Here is a 25,391-nt window from a genome sequence, read left to right on the forward strand (position 1 = left end):
GGCGCTTCAGAGCGCCATCAGTTCCTCTTCCTTGGCCCTGGCGATCGTGTCGACTTCCTTGACGAAGCGATCGGTGAGCTTCTGGATATCGTCCTCGGCCCGGCGCTCGTCGTCTTCGGTGATCTTCTTGTCCTTGAGCAGGTCCTTGACCTGCTGCATCGCGTCACGGCGCACGTTGCGGATCGAGATCTTGGCGTCCTCGCCCTCGTGCGCCACGTGCTTGGCCAGCTCGCGGCGGCGCTCTTCGGTGAGCGGCGGCATGTTCAGGCGGATCACGGTGCCGGCGGTGGTCGGGGTGATGCCGACGTCCGAGGACAGCAGCGCCTTCTCGATCGCGGCGATGTGGCTCTTGTCGAACGGCGTGATGATGATCGAGCGGGCGTCGCCCAGCGAGATCGAAGCCACCTGGTTGAGCGGCGACTCGGAACCGTAGGCCGGCACCTTGATGTGCTCCACCAGCGCGGTGCTGGCGCGGCCGGTGCGCAGGCGGGTGAGGCTGTGCCTGAGCGAATCGATGCTTTTGCCCATGCGGGTCTGGGCATCGGTCTTGATGTCGTTGAGCATGGGTATACCCCTTGAACGTGCAAGCCTGGAAGTATAACAGGGGGTGGCAGCCCGCATGCGGGCTGCCGGATGGGCGGGGCGCCAACGGGCGGCCCCGCCTGGGTCGTCAGCGGTCGGTGACGATGGTGCCGATCGATTCGCCGCGCATGATCTGCAGCAAATTACCCGGCACCGTCATGTCGTAGATGCGCAGCGGCATGCCGTGGTCGCGGCACAGCGCGATGGCGGCGGTATCCATCACCGCCAGCTTGCGCTCGATCACCTGGTCGTAGGTGAGCCGGTCGTAGCGGGTGGCGTCGGCGTGGCGCGCCGGGTCGGCGGTGTACACGCCGTCGACCTTGGTGGCCTTCAGCAGCAGGTCCGCGCCGATCTCCACCGCACGCAGCGCGGCGGCCGAGTCGGTGGTGAAGAACGGATTGCCGGTGCCGGCCGCGAACAGCGCGATGCGGCCCTTCTCGATGTGGCGGATGGCGCGGCGGCGGATGAAGTCCTCGGCCACGTCGTGGATCTGGATCGCGCTCATCACGCGGGCGAAGCCGCCGCGGCGCTCGATCGCGTCCTGCATGGCCAGCGCGTTCATCACGGTGGCGAGCATGCCCATGTGGTCGCCGGTGACGCGGTCCATGCCCGCGGCAGCGAGACCGGCGCCGCGGAAGATGTTGCCGCCGCCGATGACCACGCCGATCTGCACGCCGGCCCGCTGGATGTCGATGATCTCGTCGGCCAGGCGGCCGATCACTTTCGGGTCGATGCCGTAGTCGGCTTCGCCCATCAGCGCTTCACCGGAGAGTTTGAGCAGGATGCGGCGATAATTAAGCGGTTCGCTCATGGGGTCTCCGGATTGTGTGTGGCAAAACGCGCGTATTGTAGCGGCTGTGCCGCGCGCAGGTAAGCGCAAAGCGCGTGGCGATGCGGTGCGACGATGTTTCGTTCATGCAGGCGTGCTTCCGCTGCATGCTGCGGACGTCCGGCCGTCCATGCTTCCGGTGCCACGCCGGCCATCTGCCGGCCATAAAAAAGCCGCGGTTTCCCGCGGCTTCTTCAGCAGATGTGCAAGCAGGTCAGACCTGCATCGCCTTCTGCACTTCGGCGAGATAGTCCTCCTGGACCTTCTCGATGCCTTCGCCCACGACCAGGCGCACCACCTTGACCACGTCCGCGCCTTCCTTCTTCAGGGCGTCGCCGACGGTGATGCCGGTGTCCAGCACGTAGGGCTGGCCGACCAGGGTCACGTCCGACACGATCTTGTTGATCTTGCCGGCGATGATCTTGTCGAGGATGTCGGCCGGCTTGTTCTTTTCCTTGTCCGACATGGCGGCGAGGGCGATGTCCTTCTCGCGCGCGATGAAGTCGGCGGGAACGTCCTCGGCTTTCACGTGGGGCGGGTTCATCGCGGCCACGTGCATGGCGATGCCCTTGGCCAGCTCTTCCGAACCGCCCTTGAGCGCCACGATCACGCCGATCTTGCCGCCGTGCGAGTACACGCCGAGCGGGCCGTCGTTCTCCACGCGGGCGGCGCGGCGCACGTCGATCTTCTCGCCGATGGTCGCGGTCTTGGCCTTGGCGGCCTCTTCGATGTTGGCGAAGCCGGCGATGGCGGCGCCCTTGACCGCCTCGATCTCGCTCACGCCAGCCTGCAGCACGGCCTGGGCCACGGCATTGGTGAAGTCGATGAACTCGGCGTTCTTGGCGGCGAAGTCGGTCTCGCTGTTGACCTCGACCAGCACGGCCTTGCCGTTCTCGCCGGCAGTGGCGATGCGGCCTTCGGCGGCGACGCGGTCGGCCTTCTTGTCGGCCTTGGCCAGGCCGGTCTTGCGCAGGTGCTCGATGGCGGCGTCGATGTCGCCGCCGGTCTCGGTGAGCGCCTTCTTGCAGTCCATCATGCCGGCGCCCGAGCGCTCGCGCAGTTCGCCGACCAGTTTTGCGGTAATGGCAGTCATCTGGGTTCCTCGAAAATCTTTGAAACGCCCCGGCCGGTCACGGCCGGGGCGGGGGATGGCTTACTCGCTACCGTCCGCTTCGCCTTCGTTCGGGCGGCCGCCGCGGCCACCACGGCCAGCGCCGGCACCACCGTCACGGCGCGGGGCGCCAGCGCCCTTCTTGGCCGGACCGCGGTTGTTGTTGTCGCGGCGCGGAGCGGCCTTGCGCTCTTCCTTGGCGACCGGGTTGCCTTCCTCGTCGAGCTCGACGAACTCGTTGGCGTCGCCCTGGGCGGCCGACGGAGCGGCGGCACGGCCCTCGAGGATCGAGTCGGCGGCGGCGCGGGCGTACAGCTGGATCGCGCGGATCGCGTCGTCGTTGCCCGGGATGGCGTAATCGACCAGTTCCGGGTTGTAGTTGGTGTCGACCACCGCAACCACCGGGATGCCGAGCTTCTTGGCTTCCTGCACGGCGATGTCTTCATGGCCGATGTCGACCACGAACAGCGCGTCGGGCAGGCGGTTCATGTCCTTGATGCCGCCCAGCGAGTTCTCCAGCTTGTCGCGCTCGCGGCGGCGGGCCAGCACTTCGTGCTTGACCAGGCGCTCGAAGCTGCCGTCGGTTTCGGCCGCTTCCAGCTCCTTCAGGCGCGCCACGGACTGCTTGACGGTGCGGAAGTTGGTCAGCATGCCGCCGAGCCAGCGGGCGGTCACGAACGGCATGCCGGCGCGGCCGGCTTCCTCGGCCAGGGCTTCGCGGGCCGAGCGCTTGGTGCCGACGAACAGCACGGTGCCGCGCTTCTGCGCCACGCCCGACAGGAAGTTCATCGCGTCGGTGAACAGCGGGAGGGTCTTTTCCAGATTGATGATGTGGATCTTGCCGCGGGCACCGAAGATGTACGGCGCCATCTTGGGGTTCCAGTAGCGGGTCTGGTGACCGAAATGCACGCCAGCTTCAAGCATCTGGCGCATGGTGACTTGTGCCATGGGAATAACTCCTTCAGTGGGCCTTGTCGTGTGGCCCGGGGGGTTTGGACCTCCACGCATCCCCGGCTTCGACCGCGGTACCCCAAGGGCCCGCGGCACCCCGAAGGCGGTGCCGATGCGTGTGTGGCGTTGGTTTGTCCGATCAAGGACTTAGGTGATCATGCCGCAGCGCGGTTACAATCACTTTTCGCTTTGCGGCCGGTAGGGAAGCGCCCTGTGTGGCGCCCACTCGAGGCAGCAAAACTCCGAAATTATAGCCGGCACGCCGGCATAGCGGCAAGCCGCCGGCCGGTTCAGCTTGAGCTGGGCCCGTTGAAGCCGGGGGTCTGCGGCGCCATCTGAGTGGAACTATGGCCGTCACCCTGAAATCCCCCGCCGATCTCCAAGCCATGCGCGAGGCCGGCAAGCTGGCCGCCGAAGTGCTGGCGATGCTCAAGGAGCACGTCAAGCCGGGCGTCACCACCGAGGACCTGGACCGCCTCGCCTACGAGCACATCGTCAACGTGCAGAAGGCGATCCCGGCCAACGTCGGCTACAACGGGTTTCCCAAGACCCTGTGCACCTCGGTCAACCACGTGATCTGCCACGGCATTCCCAGCCCGTCCAAGCTGCTGAAGGACGGCGACATCATCAATCTGGACGTCACCGTCATCAAGGACGGCTGGCACGGCGACACCAGCCGCATGTACTTCGTCGGCACCCCCTCGGTGCTGGCCAGGCGGCTGGTCGAGACCACCCACGAGGCGATGATGCTGGGCATCCAGTCCGTGCGTCCCGGCGCCACCCTGGGCGACGTCGGCCACGCCATCCAGAAGCATGCCGAGGCAGCCGGCTTCTCGGTGGTGCGCGAGTACTGCGGCCACGGCATCGGCAAGGTCTACCACGACGAGCCCCAGGTGCTGCATTACGGCAAGCCGGCCAGCGGGCTGGAGCTGAAGCAGGGCATGACCTTTACGGTCGAGCCGATGGTCAACTCCGGCAAGCCGCAGACGCGCCAGCTGCCGGACGGCTGGACGGTGGTCACCAAGGACCACTCGCTGTCGGCCCAGTGGGAGCACACCATCGCGGTGACCGAGGACGGCTTCGAGATCCTCACGCCCTGGCCGGATGCCTGAGCGCCGGAACGAGCAGGCAGAAGGGCGGCCAGGTGCCGCCCTTCTTCGTTTCGGGGCGCTCAAGGTTCCCGGCAACGTGGCAGACTGCTGCGGTTCCCTGGTTTCCCGGTCCACATGCGCATGACCGTCGTACTGCCCCCTCTGCCGCGCCTGCCCACCGCGGTTCCCCGCTCGGGCGTGTCGACCGAGGCGCGGCGGGCGCTGCGGCAATTGCTGGGCGATGTGGACCGCGCCATCGCCACTGCCTTCCGCGCCGGCGCCGACGCCACCGCGCTGGCGCGCCGGCGCGGCGATTCGGTGGCGCGCATCGTGGTCCACGTGTGGACGGCCTGCCTGGGTGAAGTGGATGGCGCGGCCTTGTTCGCCGTCGGCGGTTTCGGGCGCGGCCTGCTGTTTCCCCGTTCGGACGTGGACCTGCTGGTGCTGGCCGAGCGCGCCGAGCCGGCGCGGCTGCGCGCGCTGGAACAATGCTTCGCCACCCTGTGGGATATCGGCCTGAAAGTCGGCCATGCCGTGCGCGACCCGGCGCAGTGCCGCGCGCTGGCCGCGCAGGACGCCAGCGTGTTCACCAGCCTGCTCGATGCGCGCCGGCTGGCCGGCGATCCGCTGCTGGAGCAATCGCTGCAGGCGATCGTCGACGATCCCGCGCTGTGGCCGCCGGCCGCCTATCTCGCCGTGCGCCTGTCCGAACGCGACAGCCGCCACGCGCGCTACAACGACACCGCCTACAACCTCGAACCGAATCTCAAGGACGGCCCCGGCGGCCTGCGCACGCTCGATTCGCTGCGCTGGCTGGGCCGCCGCCTCGCGCATGCGGACGATTTCGACGGCATGGTCGAGGAAGGCCTGCTCGATCCGGCCGAACGCTCCACCTTGGAAGAAGCCGAAGCCACGCTGCGGCGCTACCGCTTCGCGCTGCATCTGGAAGCCGGCCGCGCCGAGGAGCGCCTGCTGTTCGACTACCAGCGCGCGCTCGCCGAGCAACTGGGCTTCCGCGACGAACACGCAAAGAATCTCGGCGTCGAACAGTTCATGCAGGGCTATTACCGCGCGGCCAGCCAGGTGGAACGCTTAGGCGTGCAGATCGCCGAACGCTTCGAGGAAATGCTGGAGCCGCCGGCGGAACCGCAAGCCGTGGGCGCGGATTTCCTGCGCTACGGTTCGCGCCTGGCGGTGCGCGATCCGGATCTGTTCGTGCGCCGGCCCGCGGCGCTGGTCGAGGTCTTCATCCTGCGCCTGGGCGAGTCCGGCATCGTCGGCTTCACCGCCGACACCATGCGCCGCATCCACCAGGCCACCGCGTTCTTCGGCGCTGCGCTGGCCGACGATCCGCAGGTGCTCGACGCCTTCCTGCGCCTGCTGCGCAAGGGCGCGCCGGCGGTGGAAGCGCTGTGGCGGATGAACCGGCACGGCCTGCTGGCGGCGGTGCTGCCGGCGTTCGGCAAGGTGTTCGGACGCATGCAGTACGACCTGTTCCACGTCTACACCGTGGACGAGCACACGCTGCGCGTGCTGCGCAACGTGGCGCGCTTCGCCGATCCGGCCGCGCGCGCCGACTTCCCCATCGCCTGCGGCATCTGGCCCACGCTGGAGAAGCCGGAACTGCTGTTGCTCGCCGCGCTGTTCCACGACATCGCCAAGGGGCGCGGCGGCGATCACTCCGTGCTGGGCGAGGAAGATGCGCGTGCGTTCGGTGCGCGTCTTGGATTGCCGCGCGAAGACATCGAGCTGATCGCCTGGCTGGTGCGCTGGCATCTGCTGATGAGCGTCACCGCGCAGCGCCAGGACATCACCGATCCGGAGGTGGTGCAGCGTTTCGCCGAAGCGGTGGACGAGCGCGAACGGCTGGACCTGCTGTATCTGCTGACCATCGCCGACATCATCGGCACCAGTCCGCGTCTGTGGAACGCATGGAAGGACCGCCTGCTGGCCGACCTCTACACCGCCACGCGCTATGCGCTGGCCAGCGAGGACGAACTGCCGCGCGATGCCGCCGCGCGCGTGCGCGAATGCCGCGAGGCCGCGCTGGCGCTGCTGCTGGCGGAAGGTTTTGCACAAGTCGCCTGCGAACGGGTGTGGCTGGACTTCCCGGAGCAAAGCTTCCTGCGCCACCGGCCCGAGCAGATCGCCTGGCAGACCGCCGCGATCGTCCGCGCCGCGGGCGCCACGCCGCTGATCGAAGTGCATCCGCTGTCGGTGCGCGGCACCACCGAGCTGTTCGTCTATACGCCGGACCGCGACGGTCTGTTCGCCTCGGTCACCGCCATGCTGGACCGCCTGCATTTCTCGGTGATGGAAGCGCGCATCCTCAACAGCCGCAACGGCATGGCGCTGGATACCTTCCTGCTGCTGGAGTCGGACAGCCAGCAGCCGGCCAGCGTGGACCGCGCCGAGGAACTGCAGCAGCGCCTGCACCGCGCGCTGTCGCAGCCGGCGCATACGCACCAGCCGTCGCGGCGGAACATGTCGCGGCATCTGAAGCATTTCCAGGTGGCGCCGAAGATCGCCTTCAGCGCGGTCGGCGACCGCACGCGGCTGGCCCTGGTGTGCAGCGACCGGCCCGGCCTGCTCGCCGCGGTGTCGCAGGCCATGGCCGATGCCGAGGTGCGCGTGCACGATGCGCGCATCGCCACCTTCGGCGAACGCGTGGAGGACTTCTTCCTGATCTCCGACCGCCGCAACGCGCCGCTGGGCGTGGTGCAGCAGGACCGCCTGCTGCACGCCTTGCTGGACCGGCTGGGCGCGGCCAGGCGCGCGGGTTAGCGCAAGCGGCAAGGGCAAGATCGGCGATGGACGGCCAAACCGGCTCGCCCGGCGCGGCCAATCCCGCTAGCATGGCCGGGTTCTCACCAGCCCCCATCGCGCACGCCATGCAAAGCATCGAATCCCTGATCGACGACGCCTTCGAGCGCCGCAACGACCTCACCCAGTCGGACATCGAAACCTATCTGCGCCCCGCCGTGGAGCAGGTCATCGACCTGCTGGAATCCGGCGAACGCCGCGTCGCCGAGCCGGACGGCAACGGCGGCTGGACGGTCAACCAGTGGATCAAGAAAGCCGTGCTGCTGTACTTCCGCATCAATGGCAACCGCGTGGTCGACGGCGGCTCCGCGCTGGCTTTCGACAAGGTGCCGCTGCGCTTCGCCCACGGCAACGACGCCGAGCTGCAGGGCCTGGGCGCGCGCGTGGTGCCCGGCGCGCTGGTACGCCGCGGCGCGCACGTGGCCAAGGACGCCGTGCTGATGCCCAGCTACGTCAATATCGGCGCCTACGTCGGCGCCGGCAGCATGGTCGACACCTGGGCCACGGTGGGCTCCTGCGCGCAGATCGGCGCGCACGTGCACCTGTCCGGCGGCGTCGGCATCGGCGGCGTGCTGGAACCGCTGCAGGCCAATCCCACCATCATCGAGGACAACTGCTTTATCGGCGCGCGTTCCGAAGTGGTGGAAGGCGTGGTGGTGGAGAAGGGCAGCGTGATCGGCATGGGCGTGTTCCTCGGCCAGTCCACCCGCATCTACAACCGCGCCACCGGCGAGATCAGCTATGGCCGCGTGCCGGCCGGCAGCGTGGTGGTGGCCGGCAGCCTGCCGGCGAAGGACGGCACGCACAGCCTGTACGCCGCGATCATCGTCAAGCAGGTGGACGAGAAGACGCGCAGCAAGACCGGCATCAACGAATTGCTGCGCAGCGCCGACTGATGGCGCTCGCGGCCGGGGCAGGCACCGCGGCGGCGCGCAGGCGTGCGCGTGTGCTCGCTCTGGCCGGCATCGTGCTGGCGATCGCCGCATTCGTGCTGCCGCCGGTGGCGCAGCCGCAGGCTTATCACGGCTTCGCCGACTCGCGTGGCTGGCTGGGCATCCCCAACTTCGGCGACGTGACGTCCAATCTCGCGTTTCTGCTGGTGGGCTTGCTCGGCTTGTCCGCGCTGCGCCTGCCGGGCGTACAGGCGATGGGCAAAATCAACGTCCATGCCTACGGCCTCACCTTCGCCGGACTGGCGCTGACCGCGTTCGGCTCGGCTTATTACCACTGGGCGCCTTCCGACGCGCGGCTGGTATGGGACCGCCTGCCGATGACCCTGGTGTTCATGCCGCTGCTCGCCGCCACGCTGGCGGAACGCCTGCGCTGGCGCTCCGACGTGCCGCTGCTGGGCTTGTCGCTGCTCGGCGTGGCCTGCGTCGTTTACTGGAACATCACCGGCAATCTGCTCCCGTACTTCGTGGCCCAGGGCGGTTCGATCCTGCTGCTGTTGCTGGCGGTGGCCTTGCTGCCGACGCCATGGAGCGGACGCTCCCGGTTGTTCGCGGTGCTCGGCGTCTATCTGGTGGCCTTCGCCTGCGAGCAAGGCGACAAGCTGGTGTTCCAGGCAAGCGGCGGCAGTATCAGCGGGCACACGATCAAGCACCTGGTCGCCGCCCTGGCTTTCTACGTGCTGCTGCGCATGCTGCGGCGGCAACAACCTGTCGATGGATAGCACTGCATGAGCAAGCCCACGCTGTACGGCCTGAGCAACTGCGATACCTGCAAGAAGGCGCGCAACTGGCTCAACCGTTTCGAGGTCGAACACGTCTTCGTCGACTACCGCGCCAACCCGGTGCCGGCCGACAGCTTGAAGGACTGGGCGCGCCAGCTCGGCGGCTGGGAGAAGCTGGTCAACAAGGCCGGCACCACCTGGCGCAACCTGCTGCCGCAGCGCAAGAACCCGGGCAGCGATCCGGAGTGGACCTTGCTGCTGAAGGAATATCCGGCGCTGGTGCGCCGCCCCGTGGTGGTGCAGCCGGACGGCTCGGTCAGCGTCGGCTTCAGCGACAATGGCTTCAAGAAGCTGTTCGCGCGCTGAGATGCCGGCACGCTACGCCAAGCTGCTGCTGGTGGCCGGGCTCGCCCTGCTGGTGAGCCTGGTGGCGTTCGGCAACCTCACCGATTACGGCAGCAACTTCGCCTTCGTGCATCACGTGCTGGCGATGGACACGATCTTCCCCGACGCGACCATCCGCTACCGCGCCATCACCACGGCGTGGCTGCAGCATGCGGCGTATGCGCTGATCATCGCCACCCAGGTCGCCACCGCCGCGCTGCTGTGGGCCGGTGCCTGGCGCATGTGGCTGCGTCGCCGTGCCCCGGGCGCGTTGTTCCGGCGCGCGAAGGGCTTGGCGACGGCGGGGCTGAGCCTTGGCCTGCTGCTGTGGCTGGTCGGTTTCATGGCGATCGGCGGCGAGTGGTTCGGCATGTGGATGTCGACGCAGTGGAACGGCATCGAGACTTCGTTCCGCCTGGTGGCGCTGCTGCTCGGCGCCTTGATCTTCCTGGGCCAGCACGAGGCGGAACCGGAATGAGCGATCGCAGCGCACGCCGTTTCCTCGCCAACCTGCGTATCGAGCGTGACAACGCCGCGCTGTACGAGCGCCTCGCCGACCTGGCCGGCGACGAGCGCAAGCGCCGTGCTTATCGCCGCATCGCGTTGGCGGAAACCGCCAACGCCGCGTTCTGGGAAGCGCAGCTGCATGCCATGCAGGTGGCGGTGCCGAAGCACGAGGCCGGCATCCGCGTGCGCGTGCTGGCCTGGTTCGCGCGCCGCTTCGGCACCGAGTTCGTGATGCCCACCGTGGTGCGGCTCGAACATGCCGACCACGTCGAGCCTTCGGTGGACCGCAAGGAGCTGCGCAACCATTTCGCCGAGGGCGCGCCGGTGCGCAACGCCAGGCGCGACAGCCGCGGGCAGAGCGGCAACACGCTGCGCGCCGCGGTGCTCGGCGCCAACGACGGCCTGGTTTCCAACGTCAGCCTGGTGATGGGCATGGCCGGTGCCTCGGGCAACGACAAGGCGGTGCTGACTGCCGGCATCGCCGGCCTGGTCGCCGGCGCCTGTTCGATGGCGCTGGGCGAATGGTTGTCGGTGAACAGTTCGCGCGAGTTCTACCAGGCGCAGATCGCGGTGCGTGCCGAACGCCTCGCGGTGGCGCCGGAAGACGGTGCGCGCAGCATCGCCGGCATCTACCGCGACAAGGGGCTGGAGCCGCAGGTGGCCGAGACCGTCGCCGAGCGGCTGTCCGAAACGCCGCGCGCAGCGCTGGACACCTTGGTGCGCGAGGACCTGGGCATCGACCCGGAAGACCTGGGTGGTTCGGCCTATAGCGCGGCGATCTCCTCGTTCTGCATGTTCGCGCTGGGCGCCGCGTTTCCGGTCGCGCCGTATCTGTTCCTCGGCGGCCGTGCCGCCATGCTGGCCAGCATCGGCGCCACTGCCTTCGCACTGGCCCTGATCGGGATCGGCACCTCGCTGTTCACCGGCCGCAGCGTGGTGTTCTCGATCGCGCGCCAGCTCGGAATTACTGCCGCGGCAGCTTCGATCACCTATGCCGTTGGGCACGTGATCGGCGGCGCGCTGATCGGCTAGTTTCCTTTTCACGACGAGGCTGCTCCGCGCCTCATCCATCGGAATTTCGCATGTCCGCCGTTTTCGACCTCACCGCCGAACTTCTCCGCCGCCGCTCGGTGACGCCGGACGATGCCGGCTGCCAGGCCCTGCTGGCCGAGCGCCTGGCGCGCGTGGGTTTCAACATCCAGCACCTGCGCTACGGCGAAGTGGACAATCTGTGGGCCACGCACGGCGCAGGCGGCCCGCTGCTGGTGTTCCTGGGCCATACCGACGTGGTGCCGACCGGGCCGGTGGAAAGCTGGCGCAGCGATCCGTTCGAGCCGGTGGTGCGCGACGGTTATCTGTACGGCCGCGGCGCGGCCGACATGAAGGGCTCGGTGGCCGCGATGGCGGTGGCGCTGGAGGCGTTTGTCGCGGCGCATCCGCATCATCGCGGCCGCGTCGGTTTCCTGCTGACCAGCGACGAGGAAGGGCCGACCAATCTCGATGGCGTGCGCAAGGTGGCCGAGCATTTCCGTGCCGGCGGCGAGCGCATCGACTGGTGCGTGGTGGGCGAGCCCTCGTCGAAGCAAAGCCTGGGCGATCTGATTCGCGTCGGACGGCGCGGCTCGCTGTCGGCGACGCTGACGGTGCGCGGTATCCAGGGCCACGTGGCCTATCCGGAGAAAGCGAAGAACCCGATCCACGCCTTCGCGCCCGCGCTCACCGAACTGGCCGCGGAACGCTGGGATGAAGGCAATGCGGATTTCCCGCCGACCTCGTTCCAGGTTTCCAATCTCCATGCCGGCACCGGCGCCAGCAATGTCATTCCTGGCGCGCTCGTCGCGCTGATCAATTTCCGCTACAGCACCGCCAGCCGCGCGGACGAACTGCGCGCGCGCGTCGAGCGGATCCTCGACCGGCATGGCGTGGATTACGCGCTCGACTGGAATCTCTCCGGCGAGCCTTTCCTGAGCCCCGCCGGCGGCGCGCTGCGCGACACGGTGGTGTCGGTGTGCCGCGAGCTGTGCGGCGTAGAGCCGGAACAAAGCACCGGCGGCGGCACCTCGGACGGGCGCTTTATCGCGCCGCTGGGCGCCGAAGTCGTGGAACTGGGGCCGGTCAACGCGACCATCCACAAGGTGGACGAGTGCGTGGCCGTGGCCGATCTGGAAAAACTGCCTTCGCTGTACCAGGCCATCTGCGAGCGTCTGCTGGGCTGAGTCCCAGCCGCTGGCGGTGGCGTGGCTTTACGCAACCCGGAGTGCTGTTCCCTCCACGCCAAGCACACACCAAGGAGAAAGGTATGCGCAAGCTGTTGCTCGCCGCGGCCATCGCGGCCGCCGGTCTGTCCGCTTCCATGTCATGGGCGGACACCGCTCCCGCCACCAGCGCGCCGCTGATCGAACGCGCCAAGCTGTTCGGGAATCCCAGCCGGGTCGCCGGCAAGCTCAGCCCGGACGGCAAGTGGCTGGCCTGGATCGCGCCGCGCGACGGCGTGCTCAATGTGTGGGTGGCGCCCGCTGGTGCGCCGGACCAGGCCAAGCCGCTCACCGCGGAAAAGCAGCGCCCGATCCGCCAGTATTTCTGGGCGCCGGATTCGTCCTCGGTGCTGTACGTCAACGACCACGGCGGCGACGAGAACTTCCTGCTCTACAAGGTGGACGTGCAAGGCGGCGAGCCGCAGTCGCTGACGCCGTTCCAGAAGACCCGCGTGCGCGTGGTCGGCAGCAGCATGCACATCAAGGACCGCATCCTGATCGGCGTGAACAACCGCGATCCGCGCTGGCACGACATCTACAGCCTGGACATCAAGAGCGGCAAGCTCACCGAAGTGTTCGAGAACAAGGGCGACTACGCCAGCTTCGTCGCCGACGACCAACTCGTGCTGCGCGTGGCGGAGAAATCGCGCCCCGACGGCGGCACCGATTACTACCGCGTGGAAGATGGCAAGGTCGATGCCAAGCCATTCGGCAGCGTCGGCCTGGACGATTCGCTCACCACCCAGCCGGCCGGCTTCACCGCGGACGGCAAGACGCTGTACTGGCTCGACTCGCGCGGCCGCGATACCGCGGCGCTGCTGGCCCAGGATGTCGCCAGCGGCACCACCCGCGTGCTGGCGCAGAACGCCAAGGCCGACATCGACGACACGCTTACCGACCCGGCCACCGGCAAGGTGCAGGCTTATTCGTCGCAGTACCTCAAGCCGGAATGGACCGCGCTGGACCCGGCGGTGAAGGTCGACCTGGACTTCCTTAAAGCCCAGCTCAAGGGCAAGTTCGAGGTCAGCTCGCGCACCGACGCCGACGATTTCTGGACGGTGGTGGTCGACCCGGTGACCAAGCCGGGGACTACGTATCTGTACGAGCGCAAGGCGAAGAAGCTCACCGCGCTGTTCGTCAGCCGGCCGGAGCTGGCCGATGCGACGCTGGCGCCGATGTATCCGCAGGAGATCCGCACGCGCGACGGCCTGACCGAAGTGTCGTATCTCACCTTGCCGGCGGGCAGCGACAAGGCGCATCCGGGCCGCCCGGACCGGCCGCTGCCGATGGTGCTGTTCGTGCACGGCGGGCCGTGGGCGCGCGATGTCTACGGCTACAGCAGCTACCACCAGTGGCTTGCCAATCGCGGCTATGCGGTGCTGTCGGTGAACTATCGCGGTTCGACCGGCTTCGGCAAGAAGTACATCTCCGCCGGCGACCTGCAGTGGGGCCGCAAGATGCACGACGACCTGATCGACGCGGTGCAGTGGGCGGTGAAGAACCACATCACCGAGGCCGACAAGGTCGCCATCATGGGCGGCTCCTACGGCGGCTACGCCACCTTGGCGGGCCTCACCTTCACCCCCGATACCTTCGCCTGCGGCGTCGATATCGTGGGCCCGTCCAACCTCGCCACGCTGCTGAAGACCATCCCGCCGTACTGGGAAGCGGGCAAGGCGCAGTTCTACAAGCGCATGGGCGATCCCACCACCGAGGACGGCCGCAAGCTGCTGCAGGAGCGCTCGCCGCTGTTCAAGGCCGCAGCGATCAAGCGTCCGCTGCTGATCGGGCAGGGCGCCAACGACCCGCGCGTGAACCAGGCCGAGTCGGACCAGATCGTCAAGGCGATGCAGGCCAAGAGCATCCCGGTGACCTACGTGCTGTTCCCCGATGAAGGCCATGGCTTCGCGCGGCCGGAGAACAGCATCGCCTTCAATGCGGTGGCCGAGCAGTTCCTGGGCAAGTGCCTGAGCGGGCGCGTGGAACCGATCGGCGGGGCCTTGAAGGCATCCAGCGCCAAGGTGCCCAGCGGCAAGGAGTTCGTGCCGGGCTTGCCGGAGGCGGTGGGTGCGGGCGACTGAGCGGTCGGCCCTGCCAGTGGAATGAGCAAGAGCCGCCTGCGGGCGGCTCTTTTTTACCCGGTTAAATAAGGCGATGTTTTGCTTTGAAGCGCAGCTTGCTCCGTGACATACACATAGATATTTACAATTAGCAGTATTTTGTTATATTCTATGTTTATGCCAAAGCTCGCCCGCGCCCTTCAGCAGCTCCCGCCGGCCACCGCCGCCGCCCTTGAAAAGCTCGGCGCCGACCTGGCCGTGGCGCGCCTGCGCCGCAAGGAATCCTTGAAGACCTGGGCCCAGCGCATGGGCGTTTCCGTGCCCACCTTGCAGCGGCTCGAGGCGGGCGATCCCTCGGTCGGCATCGGCATCGTCGCCACCGCGCTGTGGCTGATCCAGCGCGATGGCGAGCTGGGCAAGCTCGCCGCTCCCGAGCACGACCAGGGCGCGATCGAGATGGACGTGCGCAAGGCCGAGGCACTGGGGCGCACGCGCGCTTTGGCGTCCGCCGAGGCGCGTGCCTACAAGCGCCAGGCGAAGGGCTGAGATGCGCCTGGACGATCTGCACCTGTGGTACCTGGCCGATCCGGCCAGCCCGCGGCATGTCGGCGCCCTGCAGCTGGTCGCCGCCGGCAAGGGCGTGTCGCTGCGCTATGGCCAGGACTGGCTGGCCCACGGCTTCGCCTTGAGCGAGGACCTGCCCCTGGTCGACATCGAGCAGTTGCCTCCGGGCCGCCTGGCGGGCGATGCGCAGCGTGCCGTCGGCGCGGTCGACGACGCGCGCCCGGATCGCTGGGGCGAGAAGGTCATCCGCTTCGTCGACAAGCCGGCGCGCCTCTCGCTGCTGGAATACCTGTATTACGCCGGCGACGAACGCTTCGGCGCGCTCGGCGTGTCGACCTCGCCGGATACCTATCGCCCGCGCGAAGGCAGTCCGCTGCCGCGGCTGGGGCAGGCGCAGCAGCTCAGCGAGGTGGTGGCGAAGATCGAAGCGTCCGAGCCGATCAGCGCGGTGGAAGCACGCATCGTGCGTGCCGGCGGCAGCCTCGGCGGCGCCAAGCCCAAGGCGCTGATCGAGATCGACGGCGAGCAATGGGTCATCAAGTTCTTCAACGGCGAACCGATCGACACACCGCTGATCGAGCACGCCAGCATGACGCTTGCGCAGCGCGCGGGCATCACCGTGGCCACCACGCGGGTGATTGCGCTGGAAGGCCAGCATGCGATCGCGGTGCGCCGCTTCGACCGCGCCGCGGGCCAGCGCATCCACAGCATCTCGGCCGGCACTGCGATCCGTGCGGCGACCGCGTCAGGTACCGAAGCGGAGCTGGGCTATCCGGAGCTGGCGCGGATCCTGCGGCGCGTCGGCATCGTTGAGCAGGACATCAGCCGCAACGACGCGCGCGAGCTGTTCCGCCGCATGGTGTTCAACATCCTGGTCGACAACACCGACGACCACGAGAAGAACCATTCGCTGCTGGTGGTGAACCCGTTCGACAACGGCCGCCTGAAACTGGCGCCGGCCTACGACGTGCTGCCGACGAACTCGGGGCAGGGCTATCAGGAATTCATCTGCGGCGCGGACGGCCGCGATTCGACGCTGGCCAATGCGCTGTCGCAATGCGAGGCGTTCGGCCTGCTGCCGGCCGAGGCGGCGGCCGAGACGGCCGCCGTGATCGAGGTGGTCGAGCGCTGGCGGGAGCACTTCGCGCAAGCCGGCGTGAGCGAGCGCGATATCGACGAGCTGGCGCAGCGCATCGATGGCGCCGCGCTGCGCGGGCAGCGCAGCGGATTCGATCCTTCCAGGTATCGGTCCGCTCCCGGCAAGAGCAAGCGGACCAGTCCGTTCCAGCGCGGCTGAGCGCGGCCTGCGCTTACTTGCCCGGCTTCGCCGGTGCGGCCGGCGCCGCGGCCGGGGCGGGTGCCGCCGGCTGCTGTTGCACCGGGCGCACGATATAGCCCACCGGCACCCAGCTCGTGCCGGCCTGGCTCAGCGAGACGGTTTCCACCGCCGGCGCCGTCGCGTGGCGCGCCACGAACACCACGTTGAGGTATTCGCCGGGCGGCAGGCCCTGCGGATTCTCCACGCGGCCGATCTGCACCCAGTCGCGGCTCTGCGTGGCGCCGAGCTGCTTCTTCACGCCGTCCAGGTACTTGGCCCAGTCGGCGGCGCTCACGCTCTTCTGCATCATCGCGCCGCTGCTCTTCCACATCGCGTCGGCCTGGCCGCTGTCGGCCTGCGCTGCCCAGCGCGTGGCGGTGGCGACGGCGCTGTCGAGCGAGGGCAATTGCTGGGCCTGGGCATAACCGCTGGCGAGCATCGCGGCGATAAAGGTCGTGGCGAGAAAACGACGGTGCTGGCTTGCCATGAATTTCTCCTTGAGGGTGGATAGCCCCTCTCCCATCGGGAGAGGGGTTGGGGTGAGGGTACGGGCGGAGTGAAGCGCATCACTCCGCCCGTACCCTCATCCGGCTGCCGCCACCTTCTCTCCCACGGGGACTACCTTCGGGTCGCCGGAGGGAGAAGGATTCCAATCATGAAGGTTGTGGAAGCTCCGAACTGCCTGGCCTCGATAAATCCAAGAGCCTTCCGAACGCCGCGTGATCCTAGCGCGCCTCACGCCTTCCCGGCTGGCTTAAGGGTGAGCACATGCTGCTCCGGCCCCGGCAGCAGCGGCGTCGGCCGGCCGTTGACCCAGTCCTCGTGCCCGGCGCCGTAGTACGGCGACAGCGGGTTGTCGCTCTGCCCGCCGGGCAGTTCCAGGATGCCGTTGGCTTCGTGCCCGGGCATCACGTCCAGCCGCTCGGACGCGCCGAAGCCGGGCCGCGCCACGCGCGGCATGTTGTCGTCGCCCGGCAGCGGCTCGTCCGGCATGTCCAGCCAGCGGCCGGCGAAGGACGGCAGCGCGCGCGACAGCGGATGGCGGATGGCGGTGCGGTTGTATTCGCCCCAGCTGCGCGCGGCGAGGCCGCCGGGCTGCTTGCCCAGTTCGTCGGCGAGCTGGCGCGCGGCATCCTGCAGCAACGCGTTCCAGTCGGCGTAATGCGAGTCGAGCAGGTGCATGGGACGGTCGCGCACCAGTGCCCATACCGCCGCTTCGGTGTGGCTGGGATGCGGCCAGGTGAAGTCCTTGTAGCGCTCGGTCACCTCCGCGGCGAACGGCGCCAGCACCGCCTCGTGCACCTTGTCGCGGAACGCGCGAACCAGGCGGTAATCCACGCTGTCGGCGGCGGCGCGGCCGCGCCAGTTGGCGCTGAGCTGGCGCAGCTGCGCCAGGGCGGGATCGGTGGTGCCGGCCAGGGTGTCCTGCAGCAGGCGCTGCCAGCGCACCAGCAGCAGGGCGCGATGATCGAGCTGGATATCCAGCAGGTTGCCCGGCGCGAAACTGCTGCGCGTGCGCAGGCCGTCGCGGATCTGCTGCGCGCGCGCCCCCAGGTCGTGGCCGCCTTCGCCGAGCAGGGCCAGCGCCGGGCCATCCACCGTGCGGTTGTTGGCGGTCCACAGGCGGCCGTCGGCCGGGTTCTCGATGCGCGGGTATTGCGCCGGCGTGGCCCAGCCCTGCCAGCCGGTGCCGGGCCTGGACCAGTCCGCGGGCAGCAGCGGATCGAAGCCGGCGCGCAGCGGGATGCTGTTGCCGGTGACGGTCCAGCCGATATTGCCACCGCTGTCCGCCGCCAGCAGGTTCTGCGGCGGCATGCCCATGCCCGGCGCGAGGTCGAGCGCGGCGTTGACGCTGGCCGCATGCTCCAGCTTCATCACGCCGAGGTTGTAGCCGCGCGGCCGGTCGCCGATCCAGGCCAGCGCCAGCGGCGTGCCGTCGGTGTCCTGCGCCAGGATCGGCCCCCAGCGCGTGCTTTCCACCTTGATCGTGCGCGGCGCGGCGCCTTTGACGCGGATGGTTTCCTCGTGGGTCTCCAGCGCCGCCCAGCCCTCCGGCACCTGGTAGCGCGTGGCGTCCTTCGGATCGCGCAGCACGCGGACCCAGTCCAGCCAGTCGCCGTAGCTGTTGGTGAAGCCCCAGGCGACCTGGCCATTGGAACCGGCCACCAGCGCGGGCGTGCCGGGCAGGGTGACGCCGCTGGCGTCGCGGCAGCCGTTCGGCGCGGCCGCATCGGCGTAGCGCAGGCGCGCGCGGAACCAGATATCCGGCACGCGCAGCCCCAGATGCATGTCGTTGGCGAGGATCGCCGCGCCGCTCTCGGTCAGGCGGCCGGCCACGGCGAAGTTGTTGCTGCCCGGGCGCGGCTCGTCGAGCGCGGGAGCGAGCGCGGCGAGCGCGCTGGCATCGGAGCTGGAAGCGGTGGGGCGCTCGCGCAGGTTGAACACGTCCGCTCCCGGCATGACCGGCGGGTGCGAGAGATCGCCGCTCAGCGGCGCTTCCCATTCGGGATCCGCCGCCAGCAGGAAATCCACCAGCGGCGACGGCAGCGCGGAACGCATCTGCGCAAAGCTCAGCTCGCGCTGGTTGCGGCCGTCGCCGTTGAGGTCCAGATACATCGCGCCGATCACCAGGAAGCTGTCCTCCGGCTTCCACGGCTGCGGCTGCGTGCCGAGCAGGAAGTATTCCCAGGGTTTCACCTGCAGGTCGCCGAGGCCGCGGTTGACGCCCGCGGCGTAGAGCTCCAGCGTGTGCCTTTCCTCCGGCGAGAGCTGCGCCAGCGCCGCTTGTGCGGCCGCGCGCAGGCGATGGCGGCGATGTTCGAGATCGATATCCACGGCGGCGGCACCGACCAGTTCCGCCAGTTCGCCCGCGGCGACGCGGCGCATCAGATCCATCGGAAAGAAGCGTTCCTGCGCGTGCACGTAGCCGAGCGCGAACGTCACATCGTCGCGGTTTTTGCCATCGATCGTGGCGCTGCCCAGTGCATCGCGCGAAATACTCACCGCGTCGCCCACGCCTTGCACCGCGACGTCGCCGTCGAGCCGGGCGCGGCTGCCGGCAAGCAGGAACCAGCCCGACGCCAGCACGGCGATCAGCAGGATCAACAGGGACAGCAGCAGGGCGCGCAGCCAGCGGAAGCGTCGGGCTCGGGGCATCGGGCGGCGGACCTTGAGGTGGCGATGTGCCCGAGTGTAGTCCCGGACGCGCGCAAGCGCTCAGGGCTTGGCCGTGGTGAACACCGCGAAGATGCCGGCGTAGGGCTTGACCATGAAGGTGGGCGCGCCGGCATAGCCTTCGCCGTCGACGTAGAACTGCGAGATGGTGCCGTCCAGATACAGCGCGTCGCGGCAGCCGAGTTCGTCGCGGAACAGTCGCGCGAAGGTGTGAAAGTTCACCGGCGATTCGCTCACCGCGAACACCACGCGGCGCGGCGTCTTAGCGCATACGCCGCTGCGCCATTTCAGGCTGGAGGAATCGTCGACGAAGCGGTCGTTGATCTGGCCGTCGACCAGCAGCATCGGCCCGGACTGCGTGGCCCAGCGCGCGGGCCTGGCGTCGGCCTTGAAGTCGGTGCTGGTACGCACCGCGGCGTGGCCGTCGGGATAGACCGCGAACACGCCATTAGGCTGGATCGAGAAATTGCCCGCCGCCGGGTTGCCCTTGAACAGGTTGAGCGGCACCACCGTGCGGCTGTCTTCCACGTACAGGCCCAGCGGCGCGAACTGGCGGTCGTAGATGCCGGCGTTGGCGGCGAACAGCAGGCGGCGGTCGTGCGCCATGCCCCACTGGCGCAGGCTTTCGATGGTGGCGTAGGGCTGGCCGCTCTCCGGGTCTTTCCAGTGCAGGCTGAGCGGCTCGCGCTGCAGGTCGACGCTGACCACGCGGAAGGTCTGGCTTTCGAAGGTGACTTCCTCGCTGTCCACCGCCTGCGCCTGGCGCGAACAGCCGCTGGCGCCGGCCAGCATGGCCAGCGCGGCGAGCCAATACAGCCATGGGCGGCGAGCAGTGGATGCGGGGAGGGCGGTTGCCGGCATACGCACGATGGTGGCCGGGGCAGTGGTGCGGGTGCAAGCCCGGCGTGATATTTCGCATCAATCCGAACCGGTGGCCGTTATAGACTGCCGCTTTTCCGCAGCACGCCGCCTCATGCCTTACACGCCCATCGTCGCTACGCTCGGTTATGTGCTCTCGCCGGATCGGCGCCGGGTGCTGATGATCCATCGCAATGCACGCCAGGACGACCTGCACCTGGGCAAGTACAACGGCCTGGGCGGCAAGATGGAGCCGGACGAGGACATCGCCGCCTGCATGCGTCGCGAGATCCGCGAGGAAGCGGGGATCGAGTGCGAGTCGATGCAGCTGCGCGGCACGCTCAACTGGCCGGGCTTCGGCAAGCATGGCGAGGACTGGCTGGGTTTCATCTTCGTGATCGACCGCTACGCCGGCGAGCCGCTGACCGCCAATCCCGAAGGCACGCTCGAATGGGTGGAGCTGGAGCGGCTGATGGAACTCCCGATGTGGGAAGGCGACCGCCACTTCCTGCCGCTGGTGTTCGACGGCGATCCACGGCCGTTCCATGGCGTGATGCCGTACCGGGACGGGCGCATGCAGTCCTGGGCGTACTCGCGGCTGTGATGCGGCGCATCGAGATCGTCGCGGCGATGATCCGCGACAGCGAAGGCCGCGTGCTGCTGGTGCGCAAGCGCGGCGCGGAAGTGTTCCAGCAGCCGGGCGGCAAGCGCGATCCGGGCGATACCGACGACTTGCACACGCTGGCGCGCGAACTCGAAGAAGAACTCGGCTGCCGCATGCGGCGCGAAGGCGCGCGCCTGCTCGGACGCTTCAGCGCGCCGGCGGCGAACGAGCCGGGGTGCGAGGTGGAAGCGGTGGTCTACGAAGTCGAGGCCGCAGGGCCGTTCGAGGCGAGGGCCGAGATCGAGGCCTTGTGCTGGGTCGATCCGGCCGACCCGGGCGAGCTGCCCATCGCACAACTCAGCCGCGAGCAGTTGCTGCCTTTGCTCGCCGACTAGAGCCTGCCGCATCGCTGCCTCACACCCTCGTCATCCCGGCGCAGGCCGGGATCCAGTAGCGACAAGCTACATACGCGATGGCATCGAAAGGCGCGGCTCTTGAGCGTTACAGCGAAAACTGGACGGTATCGCCACTGTGCGCCGGGATGACGGAATGAGAGGTCGGGCTATCGTCAGGCGCAAGCACCGGCCTGCACCCGGCAACTTGTTTACGGCATGCGCCGCAGCGCCACCACCGCATTCAGCCCGCCGAAGGCGAACGAATTGCTGATCGCCGTGTGCACCGGCATCTTGCGCGCATGGTGCGGCACGTAGTCCAGGTCGCAGGCCGGATCGGGTTCGAGATAGGCCAGCGTCGGCGGCACGATGCCGTGGCGCAGTGCGCCGATCACCGCGATCAGCTCCAGCGAACCGGACGCGCCCAGCGCATGGCCATGCATCGGCTTGGTCGAGGAGATCGCCAATGCGCGCGCGTGCTCGCCGAAGATGCGATGCAGCGCGGCGGTCTCGGTGCTGTCGTTGGCCAGGGTGCCGGTGCCGTGCGCGCTGACGTAGTCCACCTCGGACGGCGACAGGTTGCCGTCGCGCAGGGCATTCTCGATCGCCGCCGAGGCGCCCAGCTCGGACGGCGCGGCGATATCGCCCGCGTCCGAACTCATGCCGGTGCCGACCAGTTCGGCCAGGATCGCGGCGCCGCGCGCCTGCGCCTGCTCCAAGGTTTCCAGCACGAACATGGCCGAGCCTTCGCCCAGCACGATGCCGCGGCGGCCCTTGCTGAAGGGGCGACAGGTATCGGGTGCCAGCACGCGCATCGCTTCCCACGCGCGCAGCGTGCCCAGGTTGATGCAGGCTTCGGTGCCGCCGACCACGGCGGCGTCGACGAGGCCGGCGCGTATCATCATCGCGGCCTGCGCGAAGGCATGGTTCGACGAAGCGCAGGCGCTGGCCACGACGAAGGCCGGGCCGGTGATGCCGTGCGCCATGCTGATCTGGCTGGCCGGCGCGTTCATCATCATGCGGATGATGCCCAGCGGATGCAGGCGCGGCGCGTTCTCCGCGTACAGCTTCTGATACTGGCCGTCGCGCGTCGCCTCGCCGGCCACGCCGCTGCCGATCACCACGGCCGTGCGCGAAGCACGCTCGCCTTCGAAGGACAGCCCCGCCTGCGTGATCGCTTCTTTCGCGGCGACCAGGGCGTACTGCGTGGCCAGGTCGAGCTGGCTGAGCTTGGCTTCGTCGAAGTGCTGGCTCGGGTCGAAGCCCTTGACCTCGGCCACCACGCCGGCGGCGCGCACGCGCTCGGGATCCACGCGGGTGACGGGCGCGATGCCGCTGCGGCCTTCGGTCATGGCCTGCCAGACCGAGGGTGCATCGTTGCCGAGCGCGCAGATCGCGCCCATGCCGGTGATGACGAGACGTTGCATGGAGGCGCTCAGTCGTTCTTCTTGGCGGCGACCTGGCGCTCGACGGCGGCCACCAGCTGGCCCACGGTGCCGTTGTCGAAATCGGTGTCCTCGTTGGGCAGGTTGATGCCGAAATGCTCTTCGATGTCGAAGATCACTTCGATCGCGTCCAGCGAGGCGACGCCAAGGTCCTTCAGGGTGGACTCGGGCTTGATGGTCTCGATGTCGATCTTCGCCTGCTTGGCGATGATCTCGATGGTTTCCTGCTGTACGTTGCTCATGAGTGGTACCCCTGGTCCGTGGCGTTTACCGCTGGCCGCATCGCGCGGCCGACCCGGCAAGCGTGACCAAGCGCGGGGAGCTTGTCCAGACGCGAAGGCGCCGCTTTCAGGCGATTCTGGGCGCGATCGCCTTTCGCCAGGCTTTGGGCCGGGCGCCCCGCGCGGGTAAGCGGCGCGAAAGCCCGGTCGGCCATGCTGCGCCACCCCGGCTTGCGGCATCATTCGCACGATGTCCGGGACGGCGGCGCCCCACTTGCGGAAACCTTGCGTGCGTTATCTCAACCAACTCGAACCGGATGGCCTGGTCGCCTCGTTCGCGGCGCATCCCCCGCTCGGCTTCCGCCTGCTGGAGGCACAAGGCACACCGGCCTTCGTGGCGCCGTTCGACCTGTTGACCACCACCGACGATGCACTGCGCAAGCGCGCCACCAGCGCGCCCGGTTATCGCTGGTGGGGGCGCCTGTTGCGCTGGCGCACCGCCTTCGTGGGCACCACGGTGTCCGAGTACTCCTTGTTCCCGCACGCGGCCGACCCCGCCACGCTGCCTGGCGCGCTGCGCCGCAAGCTCGGCGGCGGCCAGCGGCTGCTGGTGGTGAAGGACATTCCGCAGCAGTCGCCGCTGTGCGATGCGGCCAGCCGCGACTGGTGCGCGCGCTTCGCCGAGGCCTGCCGTGCCGAGGGCTATCTGCTGCTGGAAGGGCAGGCGCTGGCGTATGTGGCGATCGATTTCGCCGACGAGGACGAGTACCTCGCGCGGCTGTCGTCTTCGCGCCGCAAGGACATCCGCCGCAAGCTGCGCAAGCGCGACGAGGTGGCGGTGGCGACGGTGGCCTGCGGCGACGCGCAGTTCGCCGACGAGGCGGTCGTCGATGCGTTCTACGCGCTGTACGAAAACGTCTACGCGCAAAGCGAGATCCATTTCGACAAGCTCAGCCGCGACTTCTTCGCCAGCGTGCTGCGCGACGCGGGCAACGGCGGCTTCGCCTTCGTCTACCGCCACCAGGGCGAGCTGATCGGCTGGAACCTGTGTTTCGTCGCCGACGGCAAGCTGATCGATAAATACGTCGGTTTCGCCTACCCGCAGGCGCGCGAGCAGAACCTGTATTTCACCAGCTGGTTCCACAACCTGGCCTGGGCACGCGAACGCGGCCTCACGCATTACGTGGCCGGCTGGACCGATCCTCAGGTCAAGTCCTATCTTGGCGCCAGCTTCACCCTGACCCGCCACGCTGTCTGGCTGCGCAACCCGCTGCTGCGGGCCGTGGCGCGGAAGCTGGGCCACCTGTTCGAAAGCGACAGCCAATGGGCGCCGCCGCCGACCGACGCGCAGAGCTGATCCTATGAGACGTGCCCCGCTGATTCTGGACTTCGATGGCGCCGTCGGCGCCATCGAGGGCGCCACCACCCTCGCGCTGGGCGACTGGCAGGAAGCGATCCGCTTCGGCTGCACGCTGCGCAGCTTCGACCGCCTGCGCCGGCATCTCGCCGCGGTGGCCCCCGCCGAGCACGGCACCGTGCTGATGGGTTCGGGCGACTATCACCATCTGACCTGGCCGCTGGTCGAGCGCCAGCGCGCGCGCGGTCCGTTCCAGCTGGTGGTGTTCGACAACCATCCGGACAACATGCGTTTTCCATGGGGCGTCCATTGCGGTTCGTGGGTGCGCAAGGTGGCGGCGCTGCCGTACGTCAACCATGTGCACGTGGTGGGCATCACCTCCGGCGATATCGGCGCGGCGCATGCCTGGGAGAATTACCTGCGGCCGTTGCGTGCGGGCAAGCTCAGTTACTGGTGCATGGATGTGGATGTCGGCTGGGCCGCGAAGCTGGGGCTGCAGGATGCGTTTCGCCGCTTCGACGATCCGGATGCGCTGACCTGCGCGTTCGTCGAGCAGTTGCGGCGTGCGCCGCAGCCGACGTATCTGTCGATCGACAAGGATGCTTTCAGTGTGGCGACGGCGCGTACCAACTGGGATCAGGGGCGGTTGGAGGAGCACCATGCGATGGCGATCATCGAGGCGTTGCGTGGGCGGATTGTCGCCAGCGATATCAATGGCGAGGTGTCGGCGTATCGCTATTCGACTTGGTGGAAGCGGTTGCTCAGCGGGATGGATGGGCAGGAGCCGGTGCCGCAGAGTGAGCTGGATGCGTGGCAGGTGCAGCAGCGGGCGCTGAATGGGCGGTTGTTGGGGGCGATTGCCGACAGCAGTGTTTGAGGTGGCGCTTGCGCTGGTCATGCCGGCGCAGGCCGGACGAGCGCGTAGCGCGAAGAACGCCCGCAGGGCGGCCCCGAAGGGGTGAGCGAAGCGAATCATCCAGTAGCGGTATCGCTCGATGTTGTGCTGTCGCACCAGGGTCTCGCCTTCGGCGAGTGTTTCGCCCCGCTGCCGCGGGGCGACTTACTTTCTCTTGCTTGCCCAAGAGAACGTAAGCAAAGAGAAGGGCACCCTGCTTGGCGCCCTCCGGTGGCTACGCCACCTGCGGGTCCGTGAGGGCTGGCCGGGCTTTTTGACAGGGCATCCATGCCCTGAT

General features: G+C 68.4%; 23 protein-coding genes and 1 pseudogene. 15 read left to right on the plus strand and 9 right to left on the minus strand.

The window, feature by feature from the left end; genetic code table 11:
* Positions 1-6 precede the first annotated feature (6 nt).
* The 4 genes from frr to rpsB all read right to left on the minus strand — a co-directional run bounded on the left by frr (position 7) and on the right by rpsB (position 3,470).
* Positions 7-564 (minus strand): ribosome recycling factor, encoded by a 558-nt coding sequence (gene frr / locus AB4083_RS21265; RefSeq protein ID WP_441610509.1) that lies wholly within the window; start codon positions 562-564, stop codon positions 7-9.
* 106 nt (positions 565-670) lie between these two features.
* Entirely contained in the window at positions 671-1,393 is a 723-nt protein-coding gene (pyrH, locus tag AB4083_RS21270) for a UMP kinase (protein WP_441610510.1), read from the minus strand.
* Between the two features lie 232 nt (positions 1,394-1,625).
* Entirely contained in the window at positions 1,626-2,504 is an 879-nt protein-coding gene (gene tsf / locus AB4083_RS21275) for a translation elongation factor Ts (protein WP_441610511.1), read from the minus strand.
* 60 nt (positions 2,505-2,564) lie between these two features.
* Positions 2,565-3,470, minus strand: a complete 906-nt coding sequence (gene rpsB / locus AB4083_RS21280) for a 30S ribosomal protein S2 (protein WP_441610512.1) — start codon at positions 3,468-3,470, stop codon at positions 2,565-2,567.
* A 350-nt stretch (positions 3,471-3,820) separates the two neighbouring features.
* On the opposite strand from rpsB, the gene map reads away from it, so the two are divergent.
* The 11 genes and pseudogenes from map (at position 3,821) to AB4083_RS21335 (ending at position 16,126) form a co-directional block, all read left to right on the plus strand.
* The gene (map, locus tag AB4083_RS21285) at positions 3,821-4,585 is read left to right on the plus strand and encodes a type I methionyl aminopeptidase (protein ID WP_441610513.1); all 765 of its coding nucleotides are present in this window, start codon (positions 3,821-3,823) and stop codon (positions 4,583-4,585) included.
* A 120-nt stretch (positions 4,586-4,705) separates the two neighbouring features.
* The gene (gene glnD / locus AB4083_RS21290) at positions 4,706-7,348 is read left to right on the plus strand and encodes a [protein-PII] uridylyltransferase (protein ID WP_441610529.1); all 2,643 of its coding nucleotides are present in this window, start codon (positions 4,706-4,708) and stop codon (positions 7,346-7,348) included.
* Between the two features lie 71 nt (positions 7,349-7,419).
* On the plus strand, positions 7,420-8,283 hold the full coding sequence (gene dapD / locus AB4083_RS21295) for a 2,3,4,5-tetrahydropyridine-2,6-dicarboxylate N-succinyltransferase (protein WP_441610530.1): 864 nt from the start codon (positions 7,420-7,422) through the stop codon (positions 8,281-8,283).
* A gap of 50 nt (positions 8,284-8,333) precedes the next feature.
* On the plus strand, positions 8,334-9,059 hold the full coding sequence (locus AB4083_RS21300; RefSeq protein ID WP_441610514.1) for a hypothetical protein: 726 nt from the start codon (positions 8,334-8,336) through the stop codon (positions 9,057-9,059).
* Between the two features lie 6 nt (positions 9,060-9,065).
* Complete coding sequence (locus tag AB4083_RS21305) at positions 9,066-9,425, plus strand: Spx/MgsR family RNA polymerase-binding regulatory protein (RefSeq protein ID WP_441610515.1); 360 nt, start codon at positions 9,066-9,068, stop codon at positions 9,423-9,425.
* 1 nt (position 9,426) lies between these two features.
* A complete protein-coding gene (locus tag AB4083_RS21310) occupies positions 9,427-9,921 on the plus strand; it encodes a DUF2165 family protein (protein WP_441610516.1) in 495 nt (164 codons plus the stop codon).
* Entirely contained in the window at positions 9,918-10,982 is a 1,065-nt protein-coding gene (locus tag AB4083_RS21315) for a VIT1/CCC1 transporter family protein (RefSeq protein WP_441610517.1), read from the plus strand. Before AB4083_RS21310 ends, AB4083_RS21315 begins: the two co-directional genes overlap by 4 nt.
* 50 nt (positions 10,983-11,032) lie before the next feature.
* A complete protein-coding gene (gene dapE, locus AB4083_RS21320) occupies positions 11,033-12,166 on the plus strand; it encodes a succinyl-diaminopimelate desuccinylase (protein WP_441610518.1) in 1,134 nt (377 codons plus the stop codon).
* 21 nt (positions 12,167-12,187) lie between these two features.
* Positions 12,188-14,286 (plus strand): annotated as a pseudogene (locus AB4083_RS21325) (alpha/beta fold hydrolase).
* Between the two features lie 156 nt (positions 14,287-14,442).
* Entirely contained in the window at positions 14,443-14,811 is a 369-nt protein-coding gene (locus tag AB4083_RS21330; protein WP_441610519.1) for a hypothetical protein, read from the plus strand.
* A 1-nt stretch (position 14,812) separates the two neighbouring features.
* Entirely contained in the window at positions 14,813-16,126 is a 1,314-nt protein-coding gene (locus AB4083_RS21335; RefSeq protein WP_441610520.1) for a type II toxin-antitoxin system HipA family toxin, read from the plus strand.
* A 13-nt stretch (positions 16,127-16,139) separates the two neighbouring features.
* On the opposite strand, the gene AB4083_RS21340 is transcribed toward AB4083_RS21335, so the two are convergent.
* From AB4083_RS21340 to AB4083_RS21350, 3 genes are all read right to left on the minus strand, one after another.
* Entirely contained in the window at positions 16,140-16,634 is a 495-nt protein-coding gene (locus tag AB4083_RS21340; RefSeq protein WP_441610521.1) for a DUF4019 domain-containing protein, read from the minus strand.
* A 248-nt stretch (positions 16,635-16,882) separates the two neighbouring features.
* Positions 16,883-19,303 (minus strand): penicillin acylase family protein, encoded by a 2,421-nt coding sequence (locus tag AB4083_RS21345; RefSeq protein ID WP_441610522.1) that lies wholly within the window; start codon positions 19,301-19,303, stop codon positions 16,883-16,885.
* 60 nt (positions 19,304-19,363) lie between these two features.
* Entirely contained in the window at positions 19,364-20,113 is a 750-nt protein-coding gene (locus tag AB4083_RS21350) for a phosphodiester glycosidase family protein (RefSeq protein ID WP_441610531.1), read from the minus strand.
* A gap of 181 nt (positions 20,114-20,294) precedes the next feature.
* Between AB4083_RS21350 and AB4083_RS21355 the strand changes: the two genes are divergently transcribed.
* Positions 20,295-20,783 (plus strand): NUDIX hydrolase, encoded by a 489-nt coding sequence (locus AB4083_RS21355; protein ID WP_441610523.1) that lies wholly within the window; start codon positions 20,295-20,297, stop codon positions 20,781-20,783.
* Positions 20,783-21,178: an NUDIX hydrolase gene (locus tag AB4083_RS21360; RefSeq protein ID WP_441610524.1), complete on the plus strand. Its 396-nt coding sequence runs from the start codon at positions 20,783-20,785 to the stop codon at positions 21,176-21,178. The genes AB4083_RS21355 and AB4083_RS21360 overlap by 1 nt, the downstream gene beginning before the upstream one ends.
* A gap of 209 nt (positions 21,179-21,387) precedes the next feature.
* On the opposite strand, the gene AB4083_RS21365 is transcribed toward AB4083_RS21360, so the two are convergent.
* Both AB4083_RS21365 and AB4083_RS21370 read right to left on the minus strand, forming a co-directional pair.
* Positions 21,388-22,602: a beta-ketoacyl-[acyl-carrier-protein] synthase family protein gene (locus tag AB4083_RS21365; protein ID WP_441610525.1), complete on the minus strand. Its 1,215-nt coding sequence runs from the start codon at positions 22,600-22,602 to the stop codon at positions 21,388-21,390.
* Positions 22,603-22,610: 8 nt separating this feature from the next.
* Positions 22,611-22,862, minus strand: a complete 252-nt coding sequence (locus AB4083_RS21370; RefSeq protein WP_441610526.1) for an acyl carrier protein — start codon at positions 22,860-22,862, stop codon at positions 22,611-22,613.
* A gap of 268 nt (positions 22,863-23,130) precedes the next feature.
* Here AB4083_RS21370 and AB4083_RS21375 point away from each other — a divergent pair, with 268 nt between their 5' ends.
* Both AB4083_RS21375 and AB4083_RS21380 read left to right on the plus strand, forming a co-directional pair.
* Positions 23,131-24,198, plus strand: a complete 1,068-nt coding sequence (locus tag AB4083_RS21375; RefSeq protein ID WP_441610527.1) for a GNAT family N-acetyltransferase — start codon at positions 23,131-23,133, stop codon at positions 24,196-24,198.
* A gap of 4 nt (positions 24,199-24,202) precedes the next feature.
* Positions 24,203-25,075: an arginase family protein gene (locus AB4083_RS21380; RefSeq protein ID WP_441610528.1), complete on the plus strand. Its 873-nt coding sequence runs from the start codon at positions 24,203-24,205 to the stop codon at positions 25,073-25,075.
* The last annotated feature ends 316 nt before the right edge of the window (positions 25,076-25,391 follow it).

This window comes from Dyella sp. 2RAB6 (assembly GCF_052115385.1).
GTDB lineage: Bacteria > Pseudomonadota > Gammaproteobacteria > Xanthomonadales > Rhodanobacteraceae > Dyella_D.